General features: G+C 69.9%; 23 protein-coding genes. 16 read left to right on the top strand and 7 right to left on the bottom strand.

Annotation, left to right across the window (positions count from 1 at the left end):
• Nucleotides 1-42: 42 nt before the first annotated feature.
• Nucleotides 43-834: a sterol desaturase family protein gene (locus JW792_RS11950; protein ID WP_135995623.1), complete on the top strand. Its 792-nt coding sequence runs from the start codon at nt 43-45 to the stop codon at nt 832-834.
• Here the strand turns inward: JW792_RS11950 and JW792_RS11945 are convergent.
• Nucleotides 831-1,601 carry a DUF6065 family protein gene (locus JW792_RS11945; protein WP_135995624.1) on the bottom strand — a complete coding sequence of 257 codons (771 nt, stop codon included), beginning with the start codon at nt 1,599-1,601 and terminating at the stop codon, nt 831-833. The two genes, JW792_RS11950 and JW792_RS11945, sit on opposite strands and share 4 nt — an antisense overlap.
• Nucleotides 1,602-1,703: 102 nt before the next feature.
• On the opposite strand from JW792_RS11945, the gene rlmN reads away from it, so the two are divergent.
• From rlmN to JW792_RS11930, 3 genes are all read left to right on the top strand, one after another.
• On the top strand, nt 1,704-2,921 hold the full coding sequence (gene rlmN, locus JW792_RS11940) for a dual-specificity RNA methyltransferase RlmN (RefSeq protein WP_135995625.1): 1,218 nt from the start codon (nt 1,704-1,706) through the stop codon (nt 2,919-2,921).
• Between the two features lie 69 nt (nt 2,922-2,990).
• Complete coding sequence (locus tag JW792_RS11935) at nt 2,991-3,332, top strand: hypothetical protein (protein WP_135995626.1); 342 nt, start codon at nt 2,991-2,993, stop codon at nt 3,330-3,332.
• Between the two features lie 75 nt (nt 3,333-3,407).
• On the top strand, nt 3,408-4,802 hold the full coding sequence (locus JW792_RS11930) for an RsmB/NOP family class I SAM-dependent RNA methyltransferase (protein ID WP_135995627.1): 1,395 nt from the start codon (nt 3,408-3,410) through the stop codon (nt 4,800-4,802).
• Here the strand turns inward: JW792_RS11930 and JW792_RS11925 are convergent.
• Nucleotides 4,799-5,371 (bottom strand): hypothetical protein, encoded by a 573-nt coding sequence (locus JW792_RS11925; RefSeq protein ID WP_135995628.1) that lies wholly within the window; start codon nt 5,369-5,371, stop codon nt 4,799-4,801. The two genes, JW792_RS11930 and JW792_RS11925, sit on opposite strands and share 4 nt — an antisense overlap.
• Nucleotides 5,372-5,493: 122 nt before the next feature.
• Between JW792_RS11925 and rpe the strand changes: the two genes are divergently transcribed.
• The 7 genes from rpe to JW792_RS11890 all read left to right on the top strand — a co-directional run bounded on the left by rpe (nt 5,494) and on the right by JW792_RS11890 (nt 14,907).
• Nucleotides 5,494-6,150 (top strand): ribulose-phosphate 3-epimerase, encoded by a 657-nt coding sequence (gene rpe, locus JW792_RS11920; protein WP_135995629.1) that lies wholly within the window; start codon nt 5,494-5,496, stop codon nt 6,148-6,150.
• Between the two features lie 7 nt (nt 6,151-6,157).
• Nucleotides 6,158-7,906 carry a heparinase II/III family protein gene (locus JW792_RS11915; RefSeq protein WP_135995630.1) on the top strand — a complete coding sequence of 583 codons (1,749 nt, stop codon included), beginning with the start codon at nt 6,158-6,160 and terminating at the stop codon, nt 7,904-7,906.
• 8 nt (nt 7,907-7,914) lie between these two features.
• Nucleotides 7,915-9,849, top strand: a complete 1,935-nt coding sequence (locus JW792_RS11910) for a polysaccharide biosynthesis protein (protein WP_135995631.1) — start codon at nt 7,915-7,917, stop codon at nt 9,847-9,849.
• A gap of 55 nt (nt 9,850-9,904) precedes the next feature.
• On the top strand, nt 9,905-11,500 hold the full coding sequence (gene purH / locus JW792_RS11905) for a bifunctional phosphoribosylaminoimidazolecarboxamide formyltransferase/IMP cyclohydrolase (protein ID WP_135995632.1): 1,596 nt from the start codon (nt 9,905-9,907) through the stop codon (nt 11,498-11,500).
• Between the two features lie 9 nt (nt 11,501-11,509).
• A complete protein-coding gene (locus tag JW792_RS11900; protein WP_135995633.1) occupies nt 11,510-12,385 on the top strand; it encodes a dienelactone hydrolase family protein in 876 nt (291 codons plus the stop codon).
• Nucleotides 12,386-12,420: 35 nt separating this feature from the next.
• Nucleotides 12,421-12,996 (top strand): molybdopterin-dependent oxidoreductase, encoded by a 576-nt coding sequence (locus tag JW792_RS11895; protein ID WP_135995634.1) that lies wholly within the window; start codon nt 12,421-12,423, stop codon nt 12,994-12,996.
• A 216-nt stretch (nt 12,997-13,212) separates the two neighbouring features.
• Complete coding sequence (locus tag JW792_RS11890; RefSeq protein ID WP_135995635.1) at nt 13,213-14,907, top strand: alanine/glycine:cation symporter family protein; 1,695 nt, start codon at nt 13,213-13,215, stop codon at nt 14,905-14,907.
• Between the two features lie 52 nt (nt 14,908-14,959).
• Here the strand turns inward: JW792_RS11890 and JW792_RS11885 are convergent, their stop codons facing one another.
• Nucleotides 14,960-15,766 (bottom strand): heme-dependent oxidative N-demethylase subunit alpha family protein, encoded by an 807-nt coding sequence (locus tag JW792_RS11885; protein WP_135995636.1) that lies wholly within the window; start codon nt 15,764-15,766, stop codon nt 14,960-14,962.
• Nucleotides 15,763-16,215, bottom strand: coding sequence for a VanZ family protein (locus JW792_RS11880; protein WP_135995637.1), 453 nt, complete (start codon nt 16,213-16,215; stop codon nt 15,763-15,765). The genes JW792_RS11885 and JW792_RS11880 overlap by 4 nt, the downstream gene beginning before the upstream one ends.
• Between JW792_RS11880 and bioB the strand changes: the two genes are divergently transcribed.
• Nucleotides 16,214-17,227 carry a biotin synthase BioB gene (bioB, locus tag JW792_RS11875; protein ID WP_135995638.1) on the top strand — a complete coding sequence of 338 codons (1,014 nt, stop codon included), beginning with the start codon at nt 16,214-16,216 and terminating at the stop codon, nt 17,225-17,227. The genes JW792_RS11880 and bioB overlap by 2 nt on opposite strands.
• On the opposite strand, the gene JW792_RS11870 is transcribed toward bioB, so the two are convergent.
• From JW792_RS11870 to JW792_RS11860, 3 genes are all read right to left on the bottom strand, one after another.
• Nucleotides 17,228-17,953, bottom strand: coding sequence for a CPBP family intramembrane glutamic endopeptidase (locus JW792_RS11870; protein WP_158291581.1), 726 nt, complete (start codon nt 17,951-17,953; stop codon nt 17,228-17,230).
• Between the two features lie 255 nt (nt 17,954-18,208).
• Nucleotides 18,209-19,960 carry a DUF885 domain-containing protein gene (locus tag JW792_RS11865; protein ID WP_135995640.1) on the bottom strand — a complete coding sequence of 584 codons (1,752 nt, stop codon included), beginning with the start codon at nt 19,958-19,960 and terminating at the stop codon, nt 18,209-18,211.
• A gap of 28 nt (nt 19,961-19,988) precedes the next feature.
• Nucleotides 19,989-20,849 (bottom strand): SDR family oxidoreductase, encoded by an 861-nt coding sequence (locus JW792_RS11860; protein ID WP_135995641.1) that lies wholly within the window; start codon nt 20,847-20,849, stop codon nt 19,989-19,991.
• A 227-nt stretch (nt 20,850-21,076) separates the two neighbouring features.
• On the opposite strand from JW792_RS11860, the gene sdhC reads away from it, so the two are divergent.
• The 4 genes from sdhC (at nt 21,077) to JW792_RS11840 (ending at nt 25,162) form a co-directional block, all read left to right on the top strand.
• The gene (gene sdhC, locus JW792_RS11855; RefSeq protein WP_135995642.1) at nt 21,077-21,496 is read left to right on the top strand and encodes a succinate dehydrogenase, cytochrome b556 subunit; all 420 of its coding nucleotides are present in this window, start codon (nt 21,077-21,079) and stop codon (nt 21,494-21,496) included.
• Nucleotides 21,496-21,870 carry a succinate dehydrogenase, hydrophobic membrane anchor protein gene (gene sdhD, locus JW792_RS11850; RefSeq protein ID WP_135995643.1) on the top strand — a complete coding sequence of 125 codons (375 nt, stop codon included), beginning with the start codon at nt 21,496-21,498 and terminating at the stop codon, nt 21,868-21,870. The genes sdhC and sdhD overlap by 1 nt, the downstream gene beginning before the upstream one ends.
• A gap of 14 nt (nt 21,871-21,884) precedes the next feature.
• Nucleotides 21,885-23,675 carry a succinate dehydrogenase flavoprotein subunit gene (gene sdhA, locus JW792_RS11845; protein ID WP_135995644.1) on the top strand — a complete coding sequence of 597 codons (1,791 nt, stop codon included), beginning with the start codon at nt 21,885-21,887 and terminating at the stop codon, nt 23,673-23,675.
• A gap of 188 nt (nt 23,676-23,863) precedes the next feature.
• Complete coding sequence (locus tag JW792_RS11840) at nt 23,864-25,162, top strand: amidohydrolase family protein (RefSeq protein ID WP_135995645.1); 1,299 nt, start codon at nt 23,864-23,866, stop codon at nt 25,160-25,162.
• The last annotated feature ends 64 nt before the right edge of the window (nt 25,163-25,226 follow it).

Below are 25,226 nucleotides of genomic sequence, written 5' to 3'. Positions count from 1 at the left end.
GCGGTCCGGCTCTAGGCTGTGCCGGACAGCAAGAGACCGGCCATGGACCCCAAGCTTCTCGTACTGGCGATCTTCCTCGGCTTCGGCGCGCTCGAAGCGCTGACCGGGCGCTTCCACGATCCGGCCCGCTCGGGCGGCCGCGACATCGCGATCGAACTCGTCTCGACGCTGACCATCATCCTGATCACGGTCCCCGCGATCTTCTACGGAGCGGCGTATGCGGCGGAGCGGATCGTGCCGGGCAGCGAGGGCGCGCTGTCGCACTGGCCCTGGTGGGCGATGGCCGGCGTGCTTCTGGTCGCCGACGACATGACGCAATACTGGTGGCACCGGGCGAGCCATGCCTTCCCCTGGCTCTACAACCTGCACCGCGCCCATCATTCGGGCGGATACATGAGCGTGCGCATCGCCTACCGCAACAACCTCTTCTACTACGCCCTGATGCCGGGAATCTGGGCGAGCGCGGTCCTGGTGCATCTCGGTTTCGGGGCGGTCTACGCGGTCTATCTCGTCGTCAAGATGAGCGTGATCTTCGGGGCCCATTCCAGCTGGCGCTGGGACGAGGCGCTGTATCGGCTGCCCGTGGCGCGAAACCTCATGTGGCTCGTGGAACGGGTGATCTCCACGCCCGCCACCCATGCCGCCCATCACGGCCAGCACAAGGAGGACGGCGTCACCCATTACAAGGGCAATTACGGCAATCTGCTCTTCTTCTGGGACGTGCTGTTCGGCACCGCGAAGATCACGCGGCGCTATCCCGAACGCTACGGCATCGAGGGGCTCGACCCGGTCACCTGGAAGCGCGAGCTGTTCTGGCCGCTGGTGCGGCGCTAGCGCTTGCCGCCCTTGCCGGGGCTCGCCTGGCCCGGCGCGAACGGCTTCGGGCGGTATTTCGTCTTGTGATCGGTCGGGCCCTTCGAGCCGTCCGGCATCAGGCCGCGATAATAGCCCTTCTGCCATTTCTCCTCGGCGGCGGCCTTGTCGCCGCTTTTCAGCCGCCCGGCGAAGTCGGAGCGGCTCTCGCGCCAGATGGCCATCTGGTCGTAGGCCTTGCGATCGGTGTGCAGCGGGCGGATCTCGGTATCCACGCGCTCGAACAGGTCGCGGCGCACAGGGAAGAGATGGGCGATCGGCTCGCCCGATTCGAAGCGCACCTCGCCCGGCCGGGTGAAGCGCCAGTTCATCGTGAAGGAGTACGGGCTCCAGTCGGTCTCGATCACGCCCGACAGGCCCATGATCCCGTCCTTGGGATGATTGAGCGGGCCGGTGACGAAGATGTTCCAGCCCGGCGGGGTGCGCAGCAGGAATCCCATCTCGAAGGTGAGGATGCCCGAGCCGAAATTCGCCAGCGGCGTGCCCGGATAGTTCATCCGCATGGGATCGTCCATGACGACCGAGACGTCCTCGACGCGTTCCCCGCCGGTCCAGCGCGCGGTGAAGCCCGTCGTGGCATAGACCTCCCAGCCATGCTGGTTGGCCACCGCCAGCGGCAGGCAGCGATAGGCGAAGCTCTCCGGGGTGTCGTCCATCCACTGCCGGCGCGGCTCGGCGGGGCGGATGGGCGGGGCTTCGGCGGTGAGGGGATGGCAGATGAGTTTCATGGGGGCCATCTGATTGGCAAGCGCCGCGCTTTTCAAGCCTTGTGATGCCTGCCGGCCTGCCCTCTCGCATAAAGCGGCGGAAACGACTATATCCGCGCCACCATGACCATCGCGCTCGATCTCTCCGCCGCCAACCGGCCCGCTCCCGCCGGCAAGCCCAGCCTTGCCGGGATGACGCGCGCGCAATTGCGCGAGGCGCTGATCGAGGCCGGGCTGGTCGAGGAGAAGAAGGCGAAGATGCGCGCCGACCAGCTCTGGCGCTGGATCTACCACTATGGCGTGACCGAGTTCGAGGCGATGACCAATGTCTCGAAAGTGCTGCGCGCCGAGCTGGAGGCGCGCTTCACGCTGGCCCGGCCCGAAGTCGTCGAGCGCCAGATCAGCCGGGACGGCACGCGCAAATATCTCATCCGTTTCGCGCCGGGCGTGGAAGCGGAGACCGTCTTCATCCCGTCCGTCGGCAAGTCGGGCGCGCTGTGCGTGTCGAGCCAGGTCGGCTGCACGCTCAATTGCACGTTCTGCCACACCGGCACGCAGAAGCTCGTCAGGAACCTCACCGCCGCCGAGATCGCCGCCCAGGTGATGATCGCGCGCGACGATCTCGGCGAATGGCCGACCTCGAACGAGGACCGCCAGATCACCAATATCGTCTTCATGGGCATGGGCGAGCCGCTCTACAATCTCGACCATGTGGCCGATGCGATCGACGTGATCAGCGACGGGGACGGCATCTCGATCGGGCGCCGGCGCATCACCGTGTCGACCTCAGGCGTCGTGCCGAAGATTCCCGAACTCGGCGAGCGCACCCGCGCCATGCTGGCGATCAGCCTGCACGCGACGAACGACGCGCTGAGGGACGAGCTCGTCCCGATCAACAAGCGCTATCCGATCGCCGACCTGCTGGACGCCATCCGCGCCTATCCGGACCTGTCGAACGCCAAGCGCGTGACCTTCGAATACGTCATGCTGAAGGGCGTGAACGACTCTCCCGCCGAGGCGAAGGAGCTGGTGCGCCTGCTGCAGGGCATCCCCTCGAAGATCAATCTCATCCCGTTCAACCCCTGGCCGGGCTCGAACTACGAGTGCTCGGACTGGGAGACGATCGAACGCTTCGCCGAGATCGTGAACCGGGCCGGCTATGCCTCTCCCATCCGCACCCCGCGCGGGCGCGACATCCTCGCGGCCTGCGGCCAGCTGAAGAGCGAGAGCGAGAAGATGCGCGCCAGCGAGCGCCGGGCGCTGGAGCGCGCGGCGCAGAATGCCAGCCCGGCGGAGACGGCCAAGGCGCATCTTTATGGCGAGGGGGCGAATCTCGCCTGACTCCCTGCCGGAACGCCCCTTTCGCGCAGCGCGTTGATCCGTCAACCGCAATCGAAAGGGAGGCACGCCATGACCGGCCCGACCCCGAAGCCCGATCTCGACAAGAAGAAGACGGCCGAGGAAACCACCGGCTCGACCACGCGCCAGGAGCAGCTGAAGACAGCCGAGACGCGCGAGGACGTGCCGGCCGGCCAGCCGGACATCGACCGGTCGGGCGGCGATCTCCAGCGCGGGCTCGGCACCAAGGACGAGCTGCAGCAGGAGCTGGGCCTGGAAGGCACCCATACCCGCGTGCACAAGAGCGAGGAACAGCACGTTCCGAAAAAGCCGAACGAGGCGAACGCGCCCAACCAGTACCGCAATCCCGACGAGAAGCGGGGCCAGCGCAACAAGACCGACAAGGGCACGTGAGGCGCGGGACCCATCCGCGATGAAATCTGCGCCCGGCTTCTGTGAGGCCGGGCGCAAGTCTGCTAGGCCAGAGCCATGAGACCGCGATCAGAGAAACACCAGGGCCGCCCCGACACCAAGCGGGAAGAGCCTTTCCGTCCGAGAAAGCCCGCCCCGCAAGGCCAGGGCAAGCCCGACACCCGCAATCTGGGTCCGCGCGCCATCGCGCTCGACGCGGTGGGAGAGGTGTTTTCCGGCAAGGCCCCGCTCGACCACGCGATCGCGAGCCATCCCGATCACAATCGCCTGGAGGTGCGCGACCGCGCCTTCGCGCGCGCCATCGCGGCCGCCGCCGTGCGCCGCAAGGGTGCGCTCGAGGCCGCGCTCGCCGTCTTCCTCGACAAGCCCCTGCCGCAGACGGCGGACCGCGGCCGCCATGTCCTGCTGTGCGGGGCGGCCGAACTCCTGGTGCTCGACAACGCGCCCCATGCGGTCGTGGACGCCTGGGTCACGCTGATGAATGCGGACGAGAAGACCGCGCGCTTCGCCGGGCTCGCCAACGCCGTGCTGCGGCGGGTCTCCGAGCGCGGGCGCGGCGCCTTCGACGGCGCCGACCCGCTGGCCGACCTGCCCGACTGGCTCGCCGCGCGCTGGGCGAAGACCTATGGCGAGAAGACCGCCCGGGCCATGGCGCGCGCGCGCGCCGGCGTGCCCCCGCTCGACCTGACGCCCCGGCCCGGCATCGATGCGGGCAAGCTCGCCGGGGATCTCGGCGGCGAGCTCCTGCCCACCGGTTCGATAAGGCTGGAGGATGCCGGCGATCCGACGCTCCTGCCCGGCTTCGCCGAGGGGCGCTGGTGGGTGCAGGACGCCGCGGCCGCGCTGCCCGCCCGGCTGCTCGGCCCGAAGCCCGGCGAGCGGATCGCCGATCTGTGCGCCGCGCCGGGCGGCAAGACGCTGCAGATCGCGGCCTCGGGGGCGGAGACCTTTGCCATCGACCGGGCGAAGAAGCGCCTGCCGCCGGTGCACGAAAATCTCGAGCGCGTGGCGCTGAACGCCCATGTCGAGGCCGCCGACGCGACGCAATGGACGCCCGACGCCCCGCTCGATGCCGTGCTGCTCGACGCCCCGTGCAGCGCCACCGGCACGCTGCGCCGGCGCCCGGACGTCGCCTGGGCGAAGGAGGAGGCCGATATCGCGAGCCTCGCCGAGGTCCAGTCCCGGCTGCTCGACGCGGCCTTCGCCATGCTGAAGCCGGGCGGGCGCCTCGTCTATTGCACCTGCTCGCTGGAGCCCGAGGAGGGCGAGGACCAGATCGCGGCCTTCCTGGAGCGTACCGGGAGCGCCCGTCTCGATCCGGTGAAGCCCGGCGAGCTGCCCGAGCTCGAGACCGCCATCGATTCGCAGGGCGCGGTGCGCACCCGCCCCGACATGTGGGCGAGTCTGGGCGGGCTCGACGGCTTCTACATCGCCCGGATCGTGAAGGGCTAGAGAAGCCCCTTGGAGCGCAGGCCCGCCTTGTAGAATTTCACCACGTCGGTGTGCAGGGCGGTGATCTCCGGGGTCCATTTGGCCGCGCGCTCCGCGCCCTCGAAGCCGTGCTCGCGGGCGAGCCGGGCGAACAGGTCGTCGCTCGGCGCGAGCGGCTGGGCAACCACGCGCAGTATGGTCTCGGCGATGCGGAAATCCTTCGGGTCGACGAGGCTCTGCAGGGCCGCATCGTCGAACGCGCGGCTGTTCACGAGGCGGTAGAGCCGGCTGTAGCCCTCCAGCGGCAGGCGCCGGCAGACCGTCTCCACCGACAGCGTCTCGTCGGGCCTGTCGCCGGCCTGCGCCTTCATCTCGCGCACCTCGTGCTCGCAGAGCATGGCGTACTTGATGAGGGTCAGCAGGCTCGAATGGCCGTTGATGAGGCTGTTCAGCGTCTGGGCGAAGGCCAGGTGCAGCCGCTTGAACTCCACCCACGCCTCGACGCGCTGGCGGAACACGATCGCTGGACCGCCCGGTTCCGCCACGCCAAGCCGCGTCTCGCGGATCCATTTCGCGATAGGATTGGTCATCACGGGCGGGGCTTCTGCGGCATGACGCCACGATGGCCGCCAACTGGTTTCCCAATGGTAAGGGCACTGACCGCGCCCCGGGCGCGCTTGCCCTCCACCGGGGGCGCTGATATGCGAGACCCATGGCCCCGATCATCTCGCCCTCCATCCTGTCGGCCGATTTCGCCCGCCTCGGCGAGGAGGTCCGCGCGGTCGACGAGGCCGGTGCGGACTGGATCCACATCGACGTCATGGACGGTCACTACGTGCCCAATCTCAGCTTCGGGCCGGCGGTGATGAAGGCGATCCGCACCTGGTCGAAGAAGCCCTTCGACGTCCATCTGATGATCGCTCCGGTCGACCCCTATATCGACGCCTTCCGCGAGGCCGGCGCCGACCTCATCACCGCGCACCCGGAAGCCGGGCCGCACTTTCACCGTACCGTCCAGACCATCAGGGCGAGCGGGGCGAAGGCCGGCGCGGCGCTCAATCCCTCCACGCCGCTGGAGGCGATCGACCATGTCCTGGAGGATCTCGACCTGGTGCTGGTAATGAGCGTCAATCCCGGCTTCGGCGGACAGAGCTTCATCTCCGGCCAGCTGCGCAAGATCGAGGCGCTCAGGAAGCAGATCGACCGGCGCGGGCTCGACACGCTGATCGAGGTCGATGGCGGCATCAATCCGGACACGGCGCGCCAGTGCGTCGATGCAGGCGCGGACGCGCTCGTCGCCGGATCGGCGGTCTTCCGGGGCGGTGCGCAGCGCTATCGCGAGAACATCGCGGCGCTGAGGGGACGCTGACGCGGCGATGGGCGAGCACGTCACGACCGGCGAACTCGCCAAGGCCCTGGTCCGGCTCGCCCGCCGGGAGATGTCCGATTTCGCCAACGCCGCCCCGCCCTGGCGCATGCTGGTGCTGTCCGGGCCGGCTCCGTCGGCGATCCGGACCGAGCTCGAGCGCCTGCGCCAGGGCGATCCGGCGCGCGGCGCCGCGCTGCTGTCCCATCGCTTCACGCTCGCCGGCGACACGCTGCAGCTCGCGCCGGGCGACAGCATCTGGGCCCGTCCCGCCCCGTCGCGGCGCTTCGCCGCGGCGCTGCACGGCTTCGACTGGCTCACCGACCTGCTGAGCGTGAAGGATGCCGAGGCGCGCCAGTTCGCGCGCACGCTCACCGACGACTGGATCGAGCAGTTCGGTCACTGGAACTGGTTCGCCTGGAGTCCGACCGTGACGGCGCGCCGCCTGCGCGCCTGGCTCGCCGCCGGTCCGGATCTCCTCGCCGACGACGATGCGGCTGCCGAGGCGAGGCGCCTGGGCGCGCTCGGGCGCATGGTGCGCCGGCTGCGCCGCGCCCTGCCGCTGATGGAGAACAATCGCGACCGCCTGCACGCGGTGACGAGCTTGGCGCTCGCCGCGGTGAGCCTCGATCTCGAAGCCGGCGTGCTGAAGGACGCCAACGCCGCGCTCGGCGCGGTGCTGAAATCCCAGATCCTGCCGGATGGCGGGCATGTCAGCCGCAATCCGCAGGCCGCCGCGGAGACGCTCGTCGACCTCGCCGTGCTCGACGAGGCTGCGGCGCGGCGGGGCGTCGCGCTCGACGCGGAGGTCCGCCGGGCACTCGACCGCCTCGCGCCGTTCGTCCGGTTCTGCCTGATCACCGGATCGGACCTGGCGGCCTTCCACGGCGGCGGGGAAGGCGATTCACGCGCCATCTCGGCGGCGCTGACGCTGTGCGAGGCCGGCCGGCGCAGCTTCAACGTCGCGCCCCATTCGGGCTATCAGCGCGCCAGCGCGGGCGGGGTCAGCGTGATCCTGGACGGTGCAGGGCCGCCGCCCGGCGCCCATGCCGCGGAGAGCCATGCCAGCGCGCTCGCCTTCGAGATGGCCACGCCCGGGGGCAAGCTCGTGGTCAATTGCGGGTGGAGCGAGGACCAGCCCGGCTCCTGGCGCGAGCCGGTGCGCGCCACCGCAGCCCATTCGGTGCTCACCCTGGAAGAAACCTCCTCGGCGCGGCTGCTGCAGCCGGGCTGGAAGCGGCGCCTGCTCGGACCGCGCGTCGTCAGCGGACCCGACCCTGTCAAGGCGCGCCGCAACGAGGAAGACATGGGCATCTGGCTGGAGGCCACCCATGACGGTTACCGCAAGCGCTTCGGCCTCTCCTTGCGCCGGCGGCTCTTCCTGGCCGCCGACGGCGGCGATCTGAGGGGCGAGGACGGGCTGTTCCGGCCGGTCGAGGACGGGCCGCCCGAAGACCCCGAACAGCGCTATACCTTCGCCATACGCTTTCACCTCCACCCCGAGGTGCGGGCCTCGCTGTCGCGCGATGCGCTCAGCGCCCTGCTCGTGCAGCCGAACGGAGAGGGCTGGCGTTTTCGCACCGATGGGGGCACGGTAAGGCTCGAGCGCTCCGTCTACCTGGCGGCGGGGGCGCCGCCGCAGCGCTCGACACAACTGGTGGTCTCCGGAGATGCGGAGCCCTATGGTGGGGGTGACCGGCCGCCGAACCGGGTGCGCTGGGCCTTCCAGCGGCTCGGGCGCATGGGCAGCGCCGGCTAGAGGGGCAGATGACGATAGCGCCGCAACCGTCCAACGACAGGCCGTCGCACCGGCGCAGCGTCTCCCCGCTGCTCGTGCTCGGCTACGACATACTGGCCGGCGCGGCCTCCATGTACGCCAGCATCACGCTGCGCTATCTGCTGCATCCGGCCGGAGAACCGCCCGGTGCCGTCGAGTGGATGGCGACCGGATTGTTCACCGCGGTCTGCATCGTCATCTTCCCGATCCTCGGCGTGAATCGCGCGCTGTGGCGCTACACCGCGATCAACGACGTGGTCCGGGTGATCCAGGCGGTCCTGCTCGCCCATCTCGTCTTCCTGCCGATCTTCTTCATCATCACGCGGCTCGCCGACTTTCCGCGCTCGAGCCTGATCATCTCCATCCCGCTGATGGCCGCGGCGCTGATCGTGCCGCGCATCGCCTCGGCGGCGTGGCGTTCCGGCGACCTCAAATCGCTGTTCCGCACCGAGAGCCGCGATGCGCCCTTCGCGGTGCTGATCGGCGAGGGAGAGCGCATCGCCGAGGTCCTGCGCGAGCAGTACCGGCGCGCCGGCGGCCCTGTCTTCCGCTTCCGCGCCGTGATCGAATCCAGCGGCGAGATGGCCGGGCGTGCCCTGCTCGGCGTACCGGTGATCGGCGGCCCGCAGGATCTGGAACGCGCGGTCCGGCTCGCCCGGGGACGCGGCGAGGGACCTGTGCGCATCGTGCTCGCCGACCCCGATCCGGAGGCCGACCTCGTCAATCTCTGCGCCCGCGTCGCCGGCCGCACGGGGGCAAGCCTGACCCGCGCCCGCCGCGGCCAGGGCGCCTCGGCCTTCACCCAGGTGGAAGCTGCCGACCTGCTCTCGCGCCCGCCGCGCCGGCTGGCCCGCGGCGGCGCCCGCCGGCTCCTCGCGGGCAAGCGCATTCTCGTGACGGGGGCCGGCGGTACGATCGGCGGCGAACTCGTGCGCCAGGCCGCGCGCTGTGCACCGGCCGAACTCATCCTGCTGGATGCCGCCGAATCCCATCTCTACGAGATCGACATGGAGATGCGCCGGCTCGAGGCTGCGCCGCACTGGTCGCCCGTGCTCTGCGACATCCGCGACGAGGCGGCCCTGCGCGACGTGTTCGAGCGCCATCGCCCGGAAGTGGTCCTGCACGCCGCCGCGCTCAAGCACGTCCCCCTCATGGAGGTGAACGCCAGCGAGGCCGCGCGGACCAACGTGTTCGGCACAATCGCGGTGATCGAGCAGGCGATCGAGGCCGGTGCCGAGGCCTTCGTCCTGATCTCCACCGACAAGGCGGTCGATCCCACCAGCGTGATGGGCGCGACCAAGCGGGTGGCCGAGATCTTCGTCGGCGCGCGGGCCGCGGAGGCCGGCAGCACTCGCCTGTCGGCCGTGCGCTTCGGCAATGTTCTCGCCTCGACCGGATCGGTGGTGCCGCTGTTCGAGCGCCAGATCGAATCGGGCGGCCCGGTGACCGTGACCCACCCGGAGACGACGCGCTATTTCATGACCGTCAACGAGGCGGCGAGCCTCGTGCTGGAAGCCGGGGCGCAGTGCGCGAGCGGGGCCAGCGCGCAGGGCTCGCTCTTCGTGCTCGACATGGGCGAGCCGGTGCCGATCGCCCGCCTCGCCCGTCAGCTCATCCGCCTGCGCGGCAAGGAGCCGGGCCGCGACATCGCGCTCGAATACACCGGCCTCAGACCCGGCGAGAAGCTGCACGAATCGCTGACCTACGGCTTCGAGCGCCTCGATGCCTCGCCGACGGAGGGCGTCCTGTCGGTGACCGGCCGGAGCGTGCCTCTCGAGGTGCTCGCCGGCCAGCTCGAAGCCTTGCGTCTGGCCGCCCACGCGCGCGACGATGCCGCGGTGCGCGCGGCGCTGGAGTCGATCGTCGCGCTCGGCCTGCCCGACGGCGTGGCAACGCTGGGCGGGCGGCTTTCGGCAGGCGAGTAGAAGTGCTAGGTGCGCCCCTTTCCAACGCTGGTCACAGGTCCGGAGCCCTCCCCTCATGGCTGAAACCGATCTCTATCCCGTCAAGCGCGCGCTGATCTCGGTCTCCGACAAGTCCGGCCTGGTCGAGCGCGCACGGCGTCTCGCGAAGGCGGGCGTCGAGATCATCTCCACGGGCGGGACGCTGAAGGCGCTGACCGAGGCCGGGGTGAAGGCCCGCGACGCCTCGGAGATCACCGAGTATCCCGAGATGATGGACGGGCGGGTGAAGACGCTGCACCCGCGCATCCATGGCGGCCTGCTCGCCCGGCGCGAGGAGCGCGGCGACGTCGAAGCCATGGCGAGCCATGCCATCCCGCAGATCGACCTGCTCATGGTCAACCTCTATCCGTTCGAGGAGGCGGTTGCCTCCGGCGCCGACCTGAAGGACTGCATCGCCAAGATCGATGTCGGCGGGCCGGCCATGATCCGCGCGGCGGCGAAGAACCACGCCCATGTCTGCGTCTGCGTCGAGGGCGAGGATCTCGACGCGGTGCTCGCCGCCATGGACAGGCACGACGGCCAGACCCCGCTCGCCCTGCGCCGCAAGCTCGCCGCCAAGGCCTTCTCGCGCACGGCAGCCTACGATACCGCCATCGCCCATCGCCTCGCCGGCGATGTCGAGGAGCCGGCCCGCGACTATTTCACCGAGGGCGGTCCGCGCCTGTCGGCGCTGCGCTACGGCGAGAACCCGCACCAGAAGGCCGGCCTCTACGCGGTGGCGGAGGCCCGGCCGGGCGTCGCCACGGCGCGCCAGGTCCAGGGCAAGGAACTCTCCTTCAACAATATCGCCGACGCCGATGCCGCGCTCGAGCTCGCGGCCGAGTTCGACGCCGGGACCGAGGCGGCCGCGGTTATCGTCAAGCACGCCAATCCGTGCGGCGCGGCGGTCGCGGGCACGCTCGCCGAAGCCTACGAGAACGCGCTCGCCGCCGATCCGGTGTCGGCCTTCGGTGGCATCGTCGCGCTCAACCGCACGCTCGATGCGCAGACCGCCGACGCCGTCGCGCGTATCTTCACCGAGGTGGTGATCGCGCCCGATGCCGACGAGGCCGCGCTCGAGATCCTGTCCGGCAAGAAGAATCTGCGCGTTCTGCTGACCGGCGGCCTGCCCGACCGGACCCAGCCCGGCTGGAGCGTGAAATCGGTCGCCGGCGGCCTGCTCGTGCAGGAGCGCGATATCGGCCGCGTGACGCAGAAGGACCTGAAGATCGTCACCGAGCGCGCTCCGAGCGAGAGCGAGATGGCCGATCTCCTGTTCGCCTGGACCGTGGTCAAGCACGTCAAGTCGAATGCCATAGTCTACGCCAAGAACCGCGCGACGGCCGGTATCGGCATGGGGCAGACGAGCCGGCTGGAAGCCGCGCGCCTCGCCTTCCGCAAGGCCGAGGAGGCCGCGCGCGAGAACAAGTGGGACGCGCCGGCAACCGAGGGCTCGGTGTGCGCTTCGGACGCCTTCTTCCCCTTCGCCGACGGGGTGCAGGCCGCGATCGAAGCCGGGGCGACGGCCATCATCCAGCCGGGCGGCTCGATCCGCGACGAGGAGGTGATCGATGCCGCCAACCAGGCGGGCATCGCCATGGTCTTCACCGGCATGCGCCATTTCCGTCACTAGGAGCGCGCGATGAAAGCCCGCGCCGCCGCCGTCCTCGCATCGCTCGCGCTGGCCGGGGCGGTGGCCGGGTTCGCCCTGGCGCCCGCCCGCGGCGACGGCCTGGCGGGCCGCATCGCCCGCCTGCAGCCCCATGTCGACATCCAGCTTCCCGAGGGCGCCGATGGACCGGCCGCCTCGGTGCTGCTGTTTTCCGGCTGCGGCGGCGTGCAGCAGGTCCAGCAGGACTATGCGGACGCGGCGAAGGCCGAGGGCGTCGCGGCCGTGATCGTGGACTCCCATGCCGCCCGCGGCATCGGCCGGCTCGCGGCGCGCCTGACCGTGTGCACCGCGCTCCGGCTGCGCGGGCAGGAGCGGGCCGGCGACGTGCTCGCGGCGCTCGAGATCGTGCGCGCAGACGAGCGCCTGGACCCGGACCGGGTCGCCCTCGCGGGCTGGAGCCATGGCGGCTGGACCCTACTCGACGCGGCGAGCTACGTGGCCACGTCCACGCCTCCGCCAGGCTTCGAGACGCTGCCGCAGGGCGCGCTGTCCGGCGTCGCGGGCATGCTGCTGATCTACCCCTATTGCGGCGGTATCATCCGTGCCGATTCCCACCCCATGCCCGGGGACCTCGCGATCCGCGCCTGGCTCGTCGAGCGAGACGCGGTCGCCGATCCGGACGACTGCAAGGGCCTGTTCGAGGCGTGGGACGCCGGCGGTGCGCGTATCCGCTGGACGCTCTATCCCGGCCTCACCCACGCCTTCGATGCGCCCGACCAGCCCTGGGATCCGCGCATGGAGTACGACGCGCAGGCGGCGCGGGACGCTCATGCCCGCTTCCGGGAGTGGCTCGCCGTCCGCCTCGCGCCCGAAACCGGTCTGGCCGCGGACGACACCGCGCAGTAAACTCGGCGCGTCCTTTCCGCGGCGGAGCTCACAGAATGACGACGATCCGCAACGCCCTCCTCGCCGCCCTCGCCGCGTTCTGGCTTGCCGCCTGCGGCGGGCCGCCCGCGGATGTCGAGATCGACGGCCCGGTCATCCTGACGGTGGCCGGCGCCGGACTGCCGAGCGAGGAGCCGCCCGCTTACGAGGGCCTTTACGCCGCCTACGGGATAGAGACCGGCCAGGCGCGGGCCTTTACCCGGCGTGATCTCGCCAGCCTTCGCTGGCGCCAGATCAGGACCGACTTCCCAGCCGGCGGCGCGCAGCGCGTATTCGAGGGGCCGCGCCTGTCCGACGTGCTCGGCGAGGCGGGACTCGCGGACCGGGCGGTGGTGCTCACCGCCTTCGACGGCTACCAGGCCGAGGTCGAAGCCGACCTCATCGCGCGCCACGAGCCGATCCTCGCCCTGCGCGCGGACGGCGAGCCGCTGGCGACCGGCGGGCTTGGGCCGCTCATGCTGGTCTGGCCGCGCGGGGAGCGGGGCGCCCTCGCCGGCATGAGCGACGATCTGTGGCCCTGGGGCATCTTCGCGATCAGCCCGGGGGAGGCGCCCGACGCCGCGCAGGAGTGAACCTCTCGTGCAGCGAAACGCTTTGCATTTGCGCGCATCCGGGTAAGGTTCGCGCACAGAAGAAACTGCGATCGCGGGGGAGCGCGATCGGCAGGCAGCGGGAGGAGGCAGCGGGACCGGCGCAGATGCGCCGCTACCGGCAGGCTTGTCCGTGATCTGCGCTGCCCGCTTCACGGCCCCCGCCCCGGACTCGGTCTTTCAAAGGGGGCCTGACAGATGGAACAGCTGCAATCGATCCTGGTGACGATCGATGGCTGGGTATGGAGCCCGGTCCTCGTCGCCCTGCTCTTCGGCACCGGCCTTTATCTCACGATCGGCCTGAAATTCATGCCGATCTACCGCCTGCCGGCGGCCTTCATGATGATGTTCTCCAAATCCAAGAAGGAGGACGAGAGCGAGGGCGAGATCTCCCCGCTGGCGGCCCTGTTCACCGCCCTGTCGGCGACCATCGGCACCGGCAATATCGCCGGCGTCGCCACGGCGATCACGATCGGCGGCCCCGGCGCGGTGTTCTGGATGTGGATGACGGCGCTCGTCGGCTCGGCGACGAAATATTCCGAGGCCGTGCTGGCCGTGACCTACCGCGAGGTCGACAAGCGCGGCGAGCATGTCGGCGGCCCGATGTACTACATCAAGAACGGGCTTTCGAAGAAGTGGATCTGGCTCGCCTGGCTGTTCGCCCTGTTCACGGCGGTGGCCGCCTTCGGCACGGGCAATCTCGTGCAGGCGAACTCGGTCGCGGCGCTGTTCGAATCCAATCTCGGGATTCCGAAGGTCGTCGCAGGCGCCGTTCTGGCGCTTCTGGTGTTCTTCGTCATCATCGGCGGGGTGAAGTCGATCGCGCGCGTGGCCTCGGTGCTCGTGCCGGTCATGGCGATCGCCTATATCGGCGGCTCGCTGGTCGTGCTGATGGCCAACGCCGAGGCGGTCCCGGCCGCCTTCGCCTCGATCTTCTCCAATGCCTTCTCCGGTACCGCGGCCGTCGGCGGCTTCTTCGGCGCGGCCTTCGCCGCGGCGATCCGCGAAGGCGCCAACCGGGGCAGTTTCTCCAACGAGGCGGGCCTGGGCTCGGCAGCCATCGCGCACGCCAGCGCGCGCACGCGCAACCCGCACCGCCAGGGCTCGATCGCCATGCTGAGCCCCTTCATCGACACGATCGTGGTCTGCACCATGACGGCGCTCGTCATCCTGACGGCCACGGGCAATTTCGCCTACAATCCGGCCCGGGCCGCACTCGGCCAGTGCCAGGCGCAGGGCAATCTCGTCCTGCCCGAGGGCGTCAGCGCGACCCAGCTCTTCGCCTGGGCGCCGCAGACCGACCTGCCCAATCGGGAGGGACCCATCTCGGAGGGCGGCGCACAGGTCGTCCAGGCGCTCCAGGCCTGCCAGGCGGCCGGCCAGGAGATCGATCCCATCGCGTTCGAGGCGGCGACCGACCATTCCGTCGTCGGCAGCACCGAGCGCGTCTGGGCGTCGGGCATCGCCTCGGCGGCCGATGTCACCGCGCAGGCCTTCGGCGCCGCCCTGCCGCGCGGGGAGTGGATCGTCACCTTCGGCCTGATGGTGTTCGCCTTCACCACGATCCTGGGCTGGGCGCTCTATGGCGAGCGGGCGCTGGAGTTCATGACCGGCACGGCGCTGATCATCCCCTATCGGGTGATGTGGTGCGTCGTGGTCTTCATCGGCGCGATCTGGACCAACGATCTTGCCTGGACCGTCGCCTCGATCGGCAACGGCATGATGGCCGCCCCCAACCTGATCGCGCTCCTGGCGCTTTCCGGTACGATCTTCGCCATCGCGAAGCGGCACGGAGCGCGGCCGGGCGATGCCGGCGACCACAAGCTGGAAGAGCACGAGACGCCCATGCCGGCGCCCAGCGCGAGCGACCAGACGCCGGAGGGCAAGAGCTAGGCTCTTGCTCCCGCGCGCATGACGAAGCCCCGGCGGAGACGCCGGGGCTTTTTCACACGCCCCAGCGCCGGAACAGCGCCTGCGCCAGCGGATCGACCGCCTGCCAGTTCTTGTAGGCGAAGCCCGCCGGGGAAATGCCGCGCCAGGCGGCGGCGAGCGCCGCGCGGTGGGCAGGCGCAATCGCGGCCACCGGATCGATCGCGACGCGGATGGTGAAGAGCACGCCGCCGCTTCGCGGCAGGCGCGCGATTGTCTGGCGCTCGACGCGCAGGTGGAGGAGGGACTCCGCCGCGTCCGGAGCGGCGGCCCGGGCGCGCCGACGCAGCGGTTCGCCGTCCGGCGTGAAGCGGTCGGGCCCGGCCTGGAGCGTCCAGTTGAAGCGTTCCAGGACCAGCCCCTCGCGCAGCCCGTCGAACACGCGCGCGATGCGGTGTGCGAGGCGGCTGCCGTCCGGCACCGGGGCGTGCAGCGCCTCGAGCCCTTTCTCAAAGGCGTGGCCGGCCGAGAAGAAGGTGGGGCTCGTCAGCAGGATCGCGCCGACCCGCCAGTTGCCCGCCGCGTCGCGGTGCAGCACGACGAGATCGTCGCTGACGTGGGTGGCGGCTTCGGGCAGGGCAGGCACTTCGGGGAGTGCGGCCCCGGCCGCCTTGAGGACGAGCCGGGCCGCTTCCGCCTCGGCTGCGCCGAAGGCCGGATCGCGGCGATAGCAGTCCGGCTCGCGGGCGATCAGCTCCTGGCGCCAGGCGAGGATGGAGGCCTCGCTGTCGGGCAGCAGCCAGTCTTCGGGCGCGATGGGTTTCAGCCCGACCTGGAAATCCGGCGGCCCGGCGAGGAAGGGGGTGAAGGGCGGGCGCCTCATGGCAGGCGTCTCGCGATCCGGCCGCCGAGCCAGGCGAGGGCGAAGCCTGCCGCGATCCCGATCCCGTCCGCGGCGAGGTCGGCGAGCGAGGCGCTGCGCCCGACCAGCGGGTGGCTTTGAGCGATCTCCAGGACCAGCCCGTAGACCAGGAGCAGCCCCGCGGCGAGGCCGCGGCGCATGCCCGGCCAGCCAGCGCGGGAGAGCAGGGCGAGGGCGGCGAAGGCGATGACGTGATCGAGCTTGTCCCAGCCCAGAAGGCTCGGCCGGCCCGCCGGTCCGGGCATCAGCGCGAGCACGGTCGCCACGCCGAGCACGACGAGGAAGGCCAGCCGCATCTCGCGCCGGTCGATGGCGCGCAGGCGCGGCTTCGGTGCCTTGGCGTCTTGTGGCGCGCGGCGCGGCTTTCTAGGGTGGCCGGCCTTGCCGCCGGCCTTACGGGATCGAGACATGACCGCCCTTCTAGACGACATCGCCGCCCTTTGTGAGCCCCGTTTCGACTGGAGCCGCGAAGAGGTGGCCGCGATCCACGACGCGCCCTTCGCCGACCTCGTCTTCGCCGCGCAGGGCGTGCACCGCGCGGCCGGCCACGGCGCCAACGAGGTCCAGAAATCCCAGCTTCTGTCGATCAAGACCGGCGGCTGCGCGGAGGATTGCGGCTACTGCAACCAGTCGGCCCATTTCGACACCGGGCTGAAGGCGTCCAAGCTCATGGAGGTCGAGGCGGTGCTGGAGAAGGCCGAGCGGGCCAGGGCCGGCGGGGCGACGCGCTTCTGCATGGGCGCGGCCTGGCGCTCGCTCAAAGCCCGCGACGAGGACAAGATCTGCGCCATGATCTCCGGGGTGAAGGCGATGGGGCTGGAGACCTGCATGACGCTCGGCATGCTCGAGGACGGGCAGGCGGAGAAGCTGAAAGAGGCCGGGCTCGACTATTACAACCACAATCTCGATACCTCGCCGGAATATTACGGCAAGATCATCACGACCCGGACATGGGATGACCGTATCTCGACGCTCTCTCGCGTGCGCCGCGCCGGTATCCGCGTGTGCTGCGGCGGTATTCTGGGCATGGGCGAGGACAAGGCCGACCGGATCGGCCTGATCGCCGAGCTCGCCCGGCTCGAGCCCCATCCCGAGAGCGTGCCGATCAATCACCTGGTCGACGTGTCGAACACGCCGCTGTCCGGATCCAGGCCGCTCGACGGAATCGAGTTCGTGCGCGCGATCGCGACGGCGCGCATCACGATGCCGAAATCGGTGGTGCGCCTGTCGGCGGGCCGGGAAGGGATGAGCAAGGAGCTGCAGGCGCTGTGTTTCCTGGCCGGGGCCGGCTCGATCTTCGTCGGCGAGGAATTGCTGACCACGCCGAACCCGGATGCGGCCTTCGACAACGCCCTGTTCGGCGAGCTGGGCCTCGAGCCGATGGCGGCGCCGAGCGGGCCGAAGCCGGCCGCGGCGGAGTGATCAGCCCAGAATCGGGATCAGCGCGTTGAACAGGCAATGACCGGCGACCAGCCCCCACAGCCGCTGGCGGGCCACGGTCATGAAGATCACCGAGAGAATGACGCCGATGAAGAAGGTGAAGAGCACCGCCTGCAGGCCGAGAACGGCATGGCTGAGGGCGTAGCAGCCCGAGGAGATCGCGATCGCGCCGGCAAGGCCTGCGCGGCTGGCCAGGCGGGGCAGGGCATAGCCCCTGAAGACGCTGTTCCCGAAGAGCGGGGCGACGGCCATGATCGAGATGACGACATGTCCGGAAGCGCTCATCGTCTCCAGATCGAAATGCGCCTTGAAGACCGGCGCGGACCCCGTGGCGAGTGTCACCGTGGGGGTGAAGACGAGAACGGAATACAGGGCGAGCGCCGCCACGGTCACAGCGGCGACCATGGCCTGGTACAGGAAGAAGCCCGGCGACGCTTCGCCGGACCAGCCCACATCCCCGAGGTCCTCCCCTCGCCTGTGAAGGATCATCAGTCCGATCGCCACGGTCGCCAGGGTGCTGACGACGAGGGCAGCGGCCATGGCGGGGAAGACGGCCCCGCTCCAGAGATCCGTCCCCGCAATCAGGCTGAGCAGCGAAGCGCCCAGCCACAAGACGGCGTTGAAAAGTGCCGGAGTGAGGACGACGAGGAGGAGCGCGCTGGAAAACGGCCCTGCCGCGAGTTCCGCGAATACGCGATCTCCAGACATGAATCCGGTCTTCTCGAGGCTGTTCGGCATGGCGGCTTCACCCGTAAGGCCTGCCCCGGATTCATCGCGCCTCGTCTAACTCTAATCAAATGACAACTTCGTAAGAAATATCACCACTGGTGGTCCGGCAGGCGGGGCGTTGCCCGGCCGCGAAGGAGCAGGGGCGGGTTGCGCGCCGCGAGATCGGCCCCGTCAGCCCGGCTCGGCCATCGCCCGGGAGGCCGGCGGCGGCAAGCGGCGCGCCGCATGGTATCCCTAGCCCGCCCGGTCCTCCATCCAGGCGCGCATCTTCTCTTCGAGATACGCCAGCGGCAGGGCGCCCTCCTCGAGCACCGCGTCGTGGAACTGGGCGAGGTCGAAGTCCTCGCCGAGCGCGGCCTCGGCCTCGGTGCGCATCTGCCGGATCAGCAGCTCGCCGGTCTTGTAGGCGAGCGCCTGGCCCGGCCAGGAGATGTAGCGGGAGACCTCGTTCTCGATATTGAGCTCGGACAGGGCCGTGTTTTCGAGGAAGCAGGCCTCGGCCTCGTCCCGGCTCCAGCCATACCAGTGGATGCCGGTGTCGGCGACGAGGCGGCAGGCGCGCCACATCTCGTAGGTCAGCCGGCCGAAATGCTCGTAGGGGGTCCTGTAGAGGCCCATGTCGAGCCCGATGCGCTCGGCATAGAGCGCCCAGCCCTCGCCGAAGGCGGTGATGTAGGTCTCGCGCCGGAAGTCGGGCAGGCCGTCCATCTCCTGGGCGAGCGCGATCTGGTGGTGATGACCGGGCACCGCCTCGTGCAGGGTGAGGGCGGGCAGCTCGTAGAGCGGGCGCTGGTCGAGCCGGTAGGTATTGACCATGTAGCCGCCCGCGCGGCCCTCCTCCATGTCCCCGGCCCAGTAGCGCGCGGTGGTGTAGTTCGGCGCGATCGAGTCCGGCACCTTGCGCACCCCGTAGGGCAGGCGCGGCAGGGTGTCGAAGAAGGCCGGCATCTGGTCGTCGGCCTGCTTGGCCAGCCAGGCCGCGTGCATCAGCAGCTCGCCCTCGGTCTGCGCGTAGAACTGCTCGTCGGTCCGCAGGAAGGCGAGAAACGCCTCGAAGCTCCCCTCGAAGCCGGAGTCCTCGATGACCTCCTCCATCTCGGCGCGGATGCGCGCGACCTCGGCCTGGCCGGTCGCGTGCACCTCCTCCGGGGTGAGCGGCAGGGTGGTGTGATGGCGCACCAGCGCCTCGTACCAGTCCCGCCCGCCGGGCACGGAGGAGATGGCGAGGTCCTCGCGGCCCGCCGGCATGTAGTCCTCGCGGAAGAAGGCGGCGAGCTCGCGGTAGGCCGGCAGGGCGTGCCGCGAGATCGCCTCGATCGCCTGCGCGCGCAGCCGGGCGCGCGCCTCGACCGGCACGCTCGCCGGCAGGGCCTCGATCGGGTCGAGCAGCACGCTCTCGGCCGGGTCCTCCACGATCTGGGCTTCCAGCTGCGCCGCGACCCCGGGCAAGATCTCCTTCGGCTGCGTCCAGCCGCGCTCCATGCCGCGCTCCAGCCACAGCCGGTACTGTTCGAGATGGGCGGGCAGGGCCTCGATCCGGTCGATCCAGGCTTCCGCCTCGGCCACCGTGCGCGGGCGCTCGGACAGGGCGGTGAAGCCGGCCTCGGACTGGAAGCCGCTGTCATTGGTGAAGGGCATCATCGCCTGCACGCTCTCGGGCAGGGCGACCGCGCTTTCCAGGATGTATTCCAGCACGGCATGGCTCGCGCGGTCCTGCTCGGCGAGTTCGGCCTCGTCGATGGCGCCGAGGCGGGCGAGGAAGTCCTCCATGCGCTCGTCATAGGCGGCGATGGCCGAAAACGAGATGTCCGGCCAGCGCGAGGCCGCGTCGAGATCGCCCTCGCGCCCGCGCCGGATGACGTCGCGCGCCTGGCGGAACTCCTCGTAGTCGGCGACGAGCGCGTCGAAGGCCTCTGCGGGGGTCTGGGCAGGGGTGGCGGGGGCGAGGGCGAGAACGGCGGCTGCCGCGGCGAGCAGGACTTTCATCGTTCGGGTGGGGCTCCTGTGAGGGGGATCAGCGCTTCGGCGTGAGTTTGAGGCGCCTGGCGATCATCTTGTCGACCATGCGCCGGGGCAGGTGGGTGATCAGCCATTGCTGGACGGGCTCCGGCGTGACCACGGTGTTGAGCTTCGGCTTGCGGTCGGTCAGCGCGCGATGGACGGCGCGCGCCACCCTCTCCGGGGGCAGGCCGGTGCGCCCGCGCTCGAGCATGTAGGCGCGCACGCCCACCACGGTCTCGTAGTAGTCCGTGCCGCGATACTGCTCGGGGTCGATCTCCTCGGCCTTGTCCCAGATCGGCGTCGCGATCGGACCCGGATTGATGGCGACGACGTCGATGCCGTAGAGCATGAGCTCGCGCCTCAGCCCCTCGGTGAAGGCCTCGAGCGCGAATTTCGAGCAGTTGTAGGGAACGGCGATCGGGGTGGCGGAGAAGCCGGCGACCGAACTCATGTTGACGATCCGGCCCGGCCCGCCCTCGCGGCCGGTCTCCACCCCGAGCAGCGGGGCGAAGGCCTGCGTGGCGCGCAGCTGGCCGGTGAGGTTGATGTCGAGCTGGCGGCTCATCTCCTCGGCCGGAAGGTGAAGCAGCGGACCGGCGACGGCGATGCCGGCATTGTTGACGAGGCCGGACAGGGTGCGTGTGCCGAGCGCGGCGCGCACCTCGCCGGCGGCCGCGTCGAGCGTGTCCTGCCTCGTCACGTCCATGATCAGCGGCGTGACGCGCGCGCCGATCTCGGCCTTCAGCCGCTCGGCGTCGGCTTGCTTCCGGACCCCGGCGAAGACCTGCCAGCCCTTGCCGGCGAGGAGCTGCGCGGTGGCAAAGCCGATCCCCGTGGATGCGCCGGTGACGACCGCGCTCTTGTCCTGGGCCATGATGTTTCCTCCCCGATGGGAGCGGAAGGGTGGCGCGGCGCGCGGAAGGCGTCAATCGAGCGACGGCGACTCTGGCTCGGGCAAGTGCGAAGCAGTCGCAAATGCAGGCTGCGCAAGGCCAATCGGCTCGCGTTGACCTGAAGCAAGCGCGGATTATTGTCTGCCGCGATGCTTCGGCAGGGCCGGCCGGCCCGATCCGCCACCCCCCTCACTTCAAGGTGAGTCCCATGCATATCCGATCCGCCGACACGACGATCCAGAAGAAGCGCCCCCTCTCCCCGCACCTGCAGGTCTGGCGCTGGCACGCGACCATGGCGACCTCGATCCTGCACCGCGCGAGCGGCAGCGCCAATTATATCGGCGCCGGGCTGATGACGCTGTTCCTGGTGTGCCTGGCCGGCGGGCCGGAGAGCTACCAGACGATCGCGCCGCTCTTCCAGGGCGGGCTCGGCATCGCGGTGAAGGTCGTCCTCTTCCTGCTGGCCTGGTCCTACGGCTATCACTGGCTCAACGGCCTCAGGCACCTGATGTGGGATGCCGGCCTCGGCTTCGGCCCGAAGACCTCCAACCGCAATTCCTGGATCATCATGATCGCCTCGCCGCTGCCCGCGGTTCTGATCTTCGCCCTTGCGCTGGGAGCGAACTGATGCCCGATTTCCGTACCCCCCGCTCGAAGGTGATCGGCCTAGGCGCCGCCCATTCCGGCGTCGGCCATTTCATCGGCCAGCGCGTCTCCGCGATCGCGCTGTTCTTCCTGCTGCCGGTCTTCCTCGTGGCGCTGGCGCTCAACTCGGGCAGCCTGGCCGAGGCCCATGCATTCGTCGCCAATCCGCTGGGCGCGATCCTCACCCTCGCCACCCTGACTGCGGCGATCTATCACATGCGCCTCGGCGTCCAGGTCGTCGTCGAGGACTACATCCACAAACCCGGCACCAAGCTGGTCCTGCTCGTCGCGAACACGCTTCTGTGCGCGGGGCTGTGGATCGCCGTGCTGTATTCGGTTTTGCGCATCGCCGCGTAGGAGTTTGAACGGCCATGGCCGCTTACGAATGGACTGATCACACCTATGACGTCGTCGTCGTCGGGGCCGGCGGGGCCGGCCTTCGCGCCACGCTGGGCGCGGCCGAGGCAGGCCTTCGCACCGCGTGCCTGACCAAGGTCTTCCCGACGCGTTCCCACACCGTTGCCGCCCAGGGCGGCATCGCCGCCTCGCTCGGCAATATGGGCGAGGACGACTGGCGCTGGCACATGTACGACACCGTCAAGGGCTCGGACTGGCTCGGCGACCAGGATGCGATCGAGTATCTTTGCAAGAACGCGCCGCGCGCGGTCTACGAGCTCGAGCACTGGGGCGTGCCCTTCTCGCGCACCGAGGACGGCAAGATCTACCAGCGTGCCTTCGGCGGCATGACGCGCAATTTCGGCGAGGGCCCCGTCCAGCGCACCTGCGCAGCGGCCGACCGCACCGGCCACGCCATGCTGCACACGCTCTACGGGGAGTCCCTGAAGCAGCACGCGGAGTTCTTCATCGAGTATTTCGTGATGGACCTCATCATGGACGAGGAGGGCCATTGCCGCGGGGTCACCGCCTGGAAGCTCGACGACGGCACGCTGCACCGCTTCCGCGCGCAGAAGACGATCCTGGCCACGGGCGGCTATGGCCGCGCCTATTTCTCCGCGACGAGCGCGCACACCTGCACCGGGGACGGCAACGCCATGGTGCTGCGCGCCGGCCTGCCGCTGCAGGACATGGAGTTCGTCCAGTTCCACCCGACCGGCATCTACGGCGCGGGCGTGCTCATCACGGAGGGCGCGCGCGGCGAGGGCGGCTACCTGACCAATTCGGAAGGCGAGCGCTTCATGGAGCGCTACGCCCCGAGCGCGAAGGACCTGGCCAGCCGCGACGTCGTCAGCCGCGCGATGACGATGGAGATCCGCGAAGGGCGCGGGGTAGGCAAGAACAAGGACCACATCCACCTGCACCTGGAACATCTCGATCCGGAGATCCTGGCGAGCCGCCTGCCGGGCATCTCGGAGAGCGCGAAGATCTTCGCCGGGGTCGACGTCACCAAGGCGCCGATCCCGGTGCTGCCGACCGTGCACTACAACATGGGCGGCATCCCGACGAACTTCCACGGCGAGGTGGTCACCAAGAAGAACGGCGATCCCGACACGGTCGTGCCCGGCCTGATGGCGGTGGGCGAGGCGGCCTGCGCCTCGGTGCACGGAGCGAACCGTCTCGGCTCCAACTCGCTGATCGACCTCGTCGTGTTCGGCCGCGCGGCGGGCCTGCGCTGCGCGGAGACGCTGGAGGCCGGCGCGAGCCAGCCCAGCCTGCCGAAGGATGCCGGCCAGGTCTCGCTCGACCGGCTCGACCGGTTCCGCCACGCCAAGGGGGACACCCCGACCGCCGAGCTGCGCGCGCGCATGCAGAAGACGATGCAGGAGAACTGCGCCGTGTTCCGCACCCAGGACGTGCTCGACGAGGGCGTGGCGAAGATCACCGAGGTCTACAAGGGGCTCGAGGACATCCGCGTCGCCGACCGCTCGATGATCTGGAATTCCGATCTCGTGGAGACCTTCGAGTTCGACAACCTCATCGCCCAGGCCGCGGTGACCGCGAACTCGGCCGCCGCGCGCACCGAGAGCCGCGGCGCGCACGCGCGCGAGGACTATCCCGACCGCGACGACGAGAACTGGATGAAGCACACGCTCGCCTGGTTCGTGCCCGGCGACGGCTCGGTCAAGCTCGACGACCGGCCGGTGCACACCTACACGCTGTCCAACGAGATCGACTATATCGAGCCCAAGAAGCGGGTTTACTAGGGCGAGTGCGCCGCTCGACGCGCGCGTAGCCGGCCGGGCGGCGCGGGCCGCTTCCCGTACAAACATTAACGTGAGCTGCCCGCCGGATCGAAGTATGATCGATCGAACACCGCGGGGCGGCAGCTTCCTGCCGGCCAGTCCGGGCCGAACGGCCTCGTCGCCCCGCGGATCAGCCGGGGGAAGCTTCGATGCCGCGCGTCATGTCCGTGCTTGCCGCCCTGTCCATGGAGGCCTGTGCCCCGGCGCTCGCTCCCGAGCGGCAGGCCGGCTCCGCCCCGGCCGATTACCGCGTGGACAACGCGCTCTGGTATGACGGCGCCGGGTTCCAGGCGCGCACCGCCTATGTGCGCGGCGGCACGCTGAGCTTTGCCTCCGCGACCGATGCGGCCCTGGAGGTGATCGACGCGCAGGGCGGATATGCGATCCCGCCCCTGTGCGAGGGCCATAATCACAATCTCGGCGACACTTCGGACCGGGAAGAGGTCCGCCAGGTCATCGATGCCTATCTCGAGCGCGGCGTGTTCTACGCGATGATGCACGGGTCGTTCCCGCTCTACCGCGACGCGATCGGCGACATGATCAATCATCCTGCCTCCATCGACGTCGCCTTCGCCAGCAACGGGCTGACCGGAAGCGGCGGACATCCGCGTGCGCTGCGCGAATTCCTGATGGAACGCTTTGGCAGTTATCCCGAATTCACCATCGAGACCCTGCCCGATAACGGCTATTTCGAGGCCGACACGCTCGACGAGGTGCACGAGAAATGGGCGTTGATCCGGGCCGGGGAGCCGGACTTCGTCAAGGTGATGCTCTACTTCTCCGAGGAGTACGCGGCGCGCAGGGACGACCCGGAGTATTACGGCAGGCGCGGCCTCGACCCGGAACTGCTCGGGGAGGTCGTCCGGCTCGCTCATGGCGACGGGCTGCGGGTATCGGTGCATGTGGAGAGCGAGGCGGACATGATCGCCGCGCTGGAGGCCGGCGCGGACATGATCGCCCACCTGCCCTCCTATGACGCCGATGTCCGCCTGTCCGACGAGACCGTGGCCCTCGCCGCCGAGAGCGGCGCGGCGCTGATCACGACCCTGTCGCTGGCGCGCCGCGTCGAGTTCTCCGACCCGCAGCTCTACGCCGATATCCTGGAGGCGCAGCGGGACAATCTGCGCCGCCTGCACGCTGCCGGGGCGAGGCTCGTCCTGGGCAGCGACAATGTCCGCAGCGTCTCCGACGGCGAGGCCGGGCACATCGCCGGGCTCGAGGTTCTGGGGAACGCCGACATCCTCGACATGTGGACCCTCAATTGCGCCCAGACCGCCTTTCCCGGCCGCAGGATCGGCCGGCTGGCCGAGGGCTACGAGGCGAGCTTTCTGATCCTCGAGGCCGTTCCGCTTGCCGACCTCGGGGCGACCGGGCAAATCCGCGCGGCGATGAAGCAGGGCCAGCGGCTGGCCCTGCCGGCCCGGGCGGAACCGGCCGGCGGGGAATAGGCCTTCGGGCCTGCGCCGGGAACCGGAGCGCCGGCCCGGCTGCGTGGGGTTGAACCGCTCCCCG

The sequence above is a fragment of the Marinicauda algicola genome, from assembly GCF_017161425.1.
GTDB classification, from domain to species: domain Bacteria; phylum Pseudomonadota; class Alphaproteobacteria; order Caulobacterales; family Maricaulaceae; genus Marinicauda; species Marinicauda algicola.
This window is presented reverse-complemented; position numbering and strand designations above follow the sequence as displayed.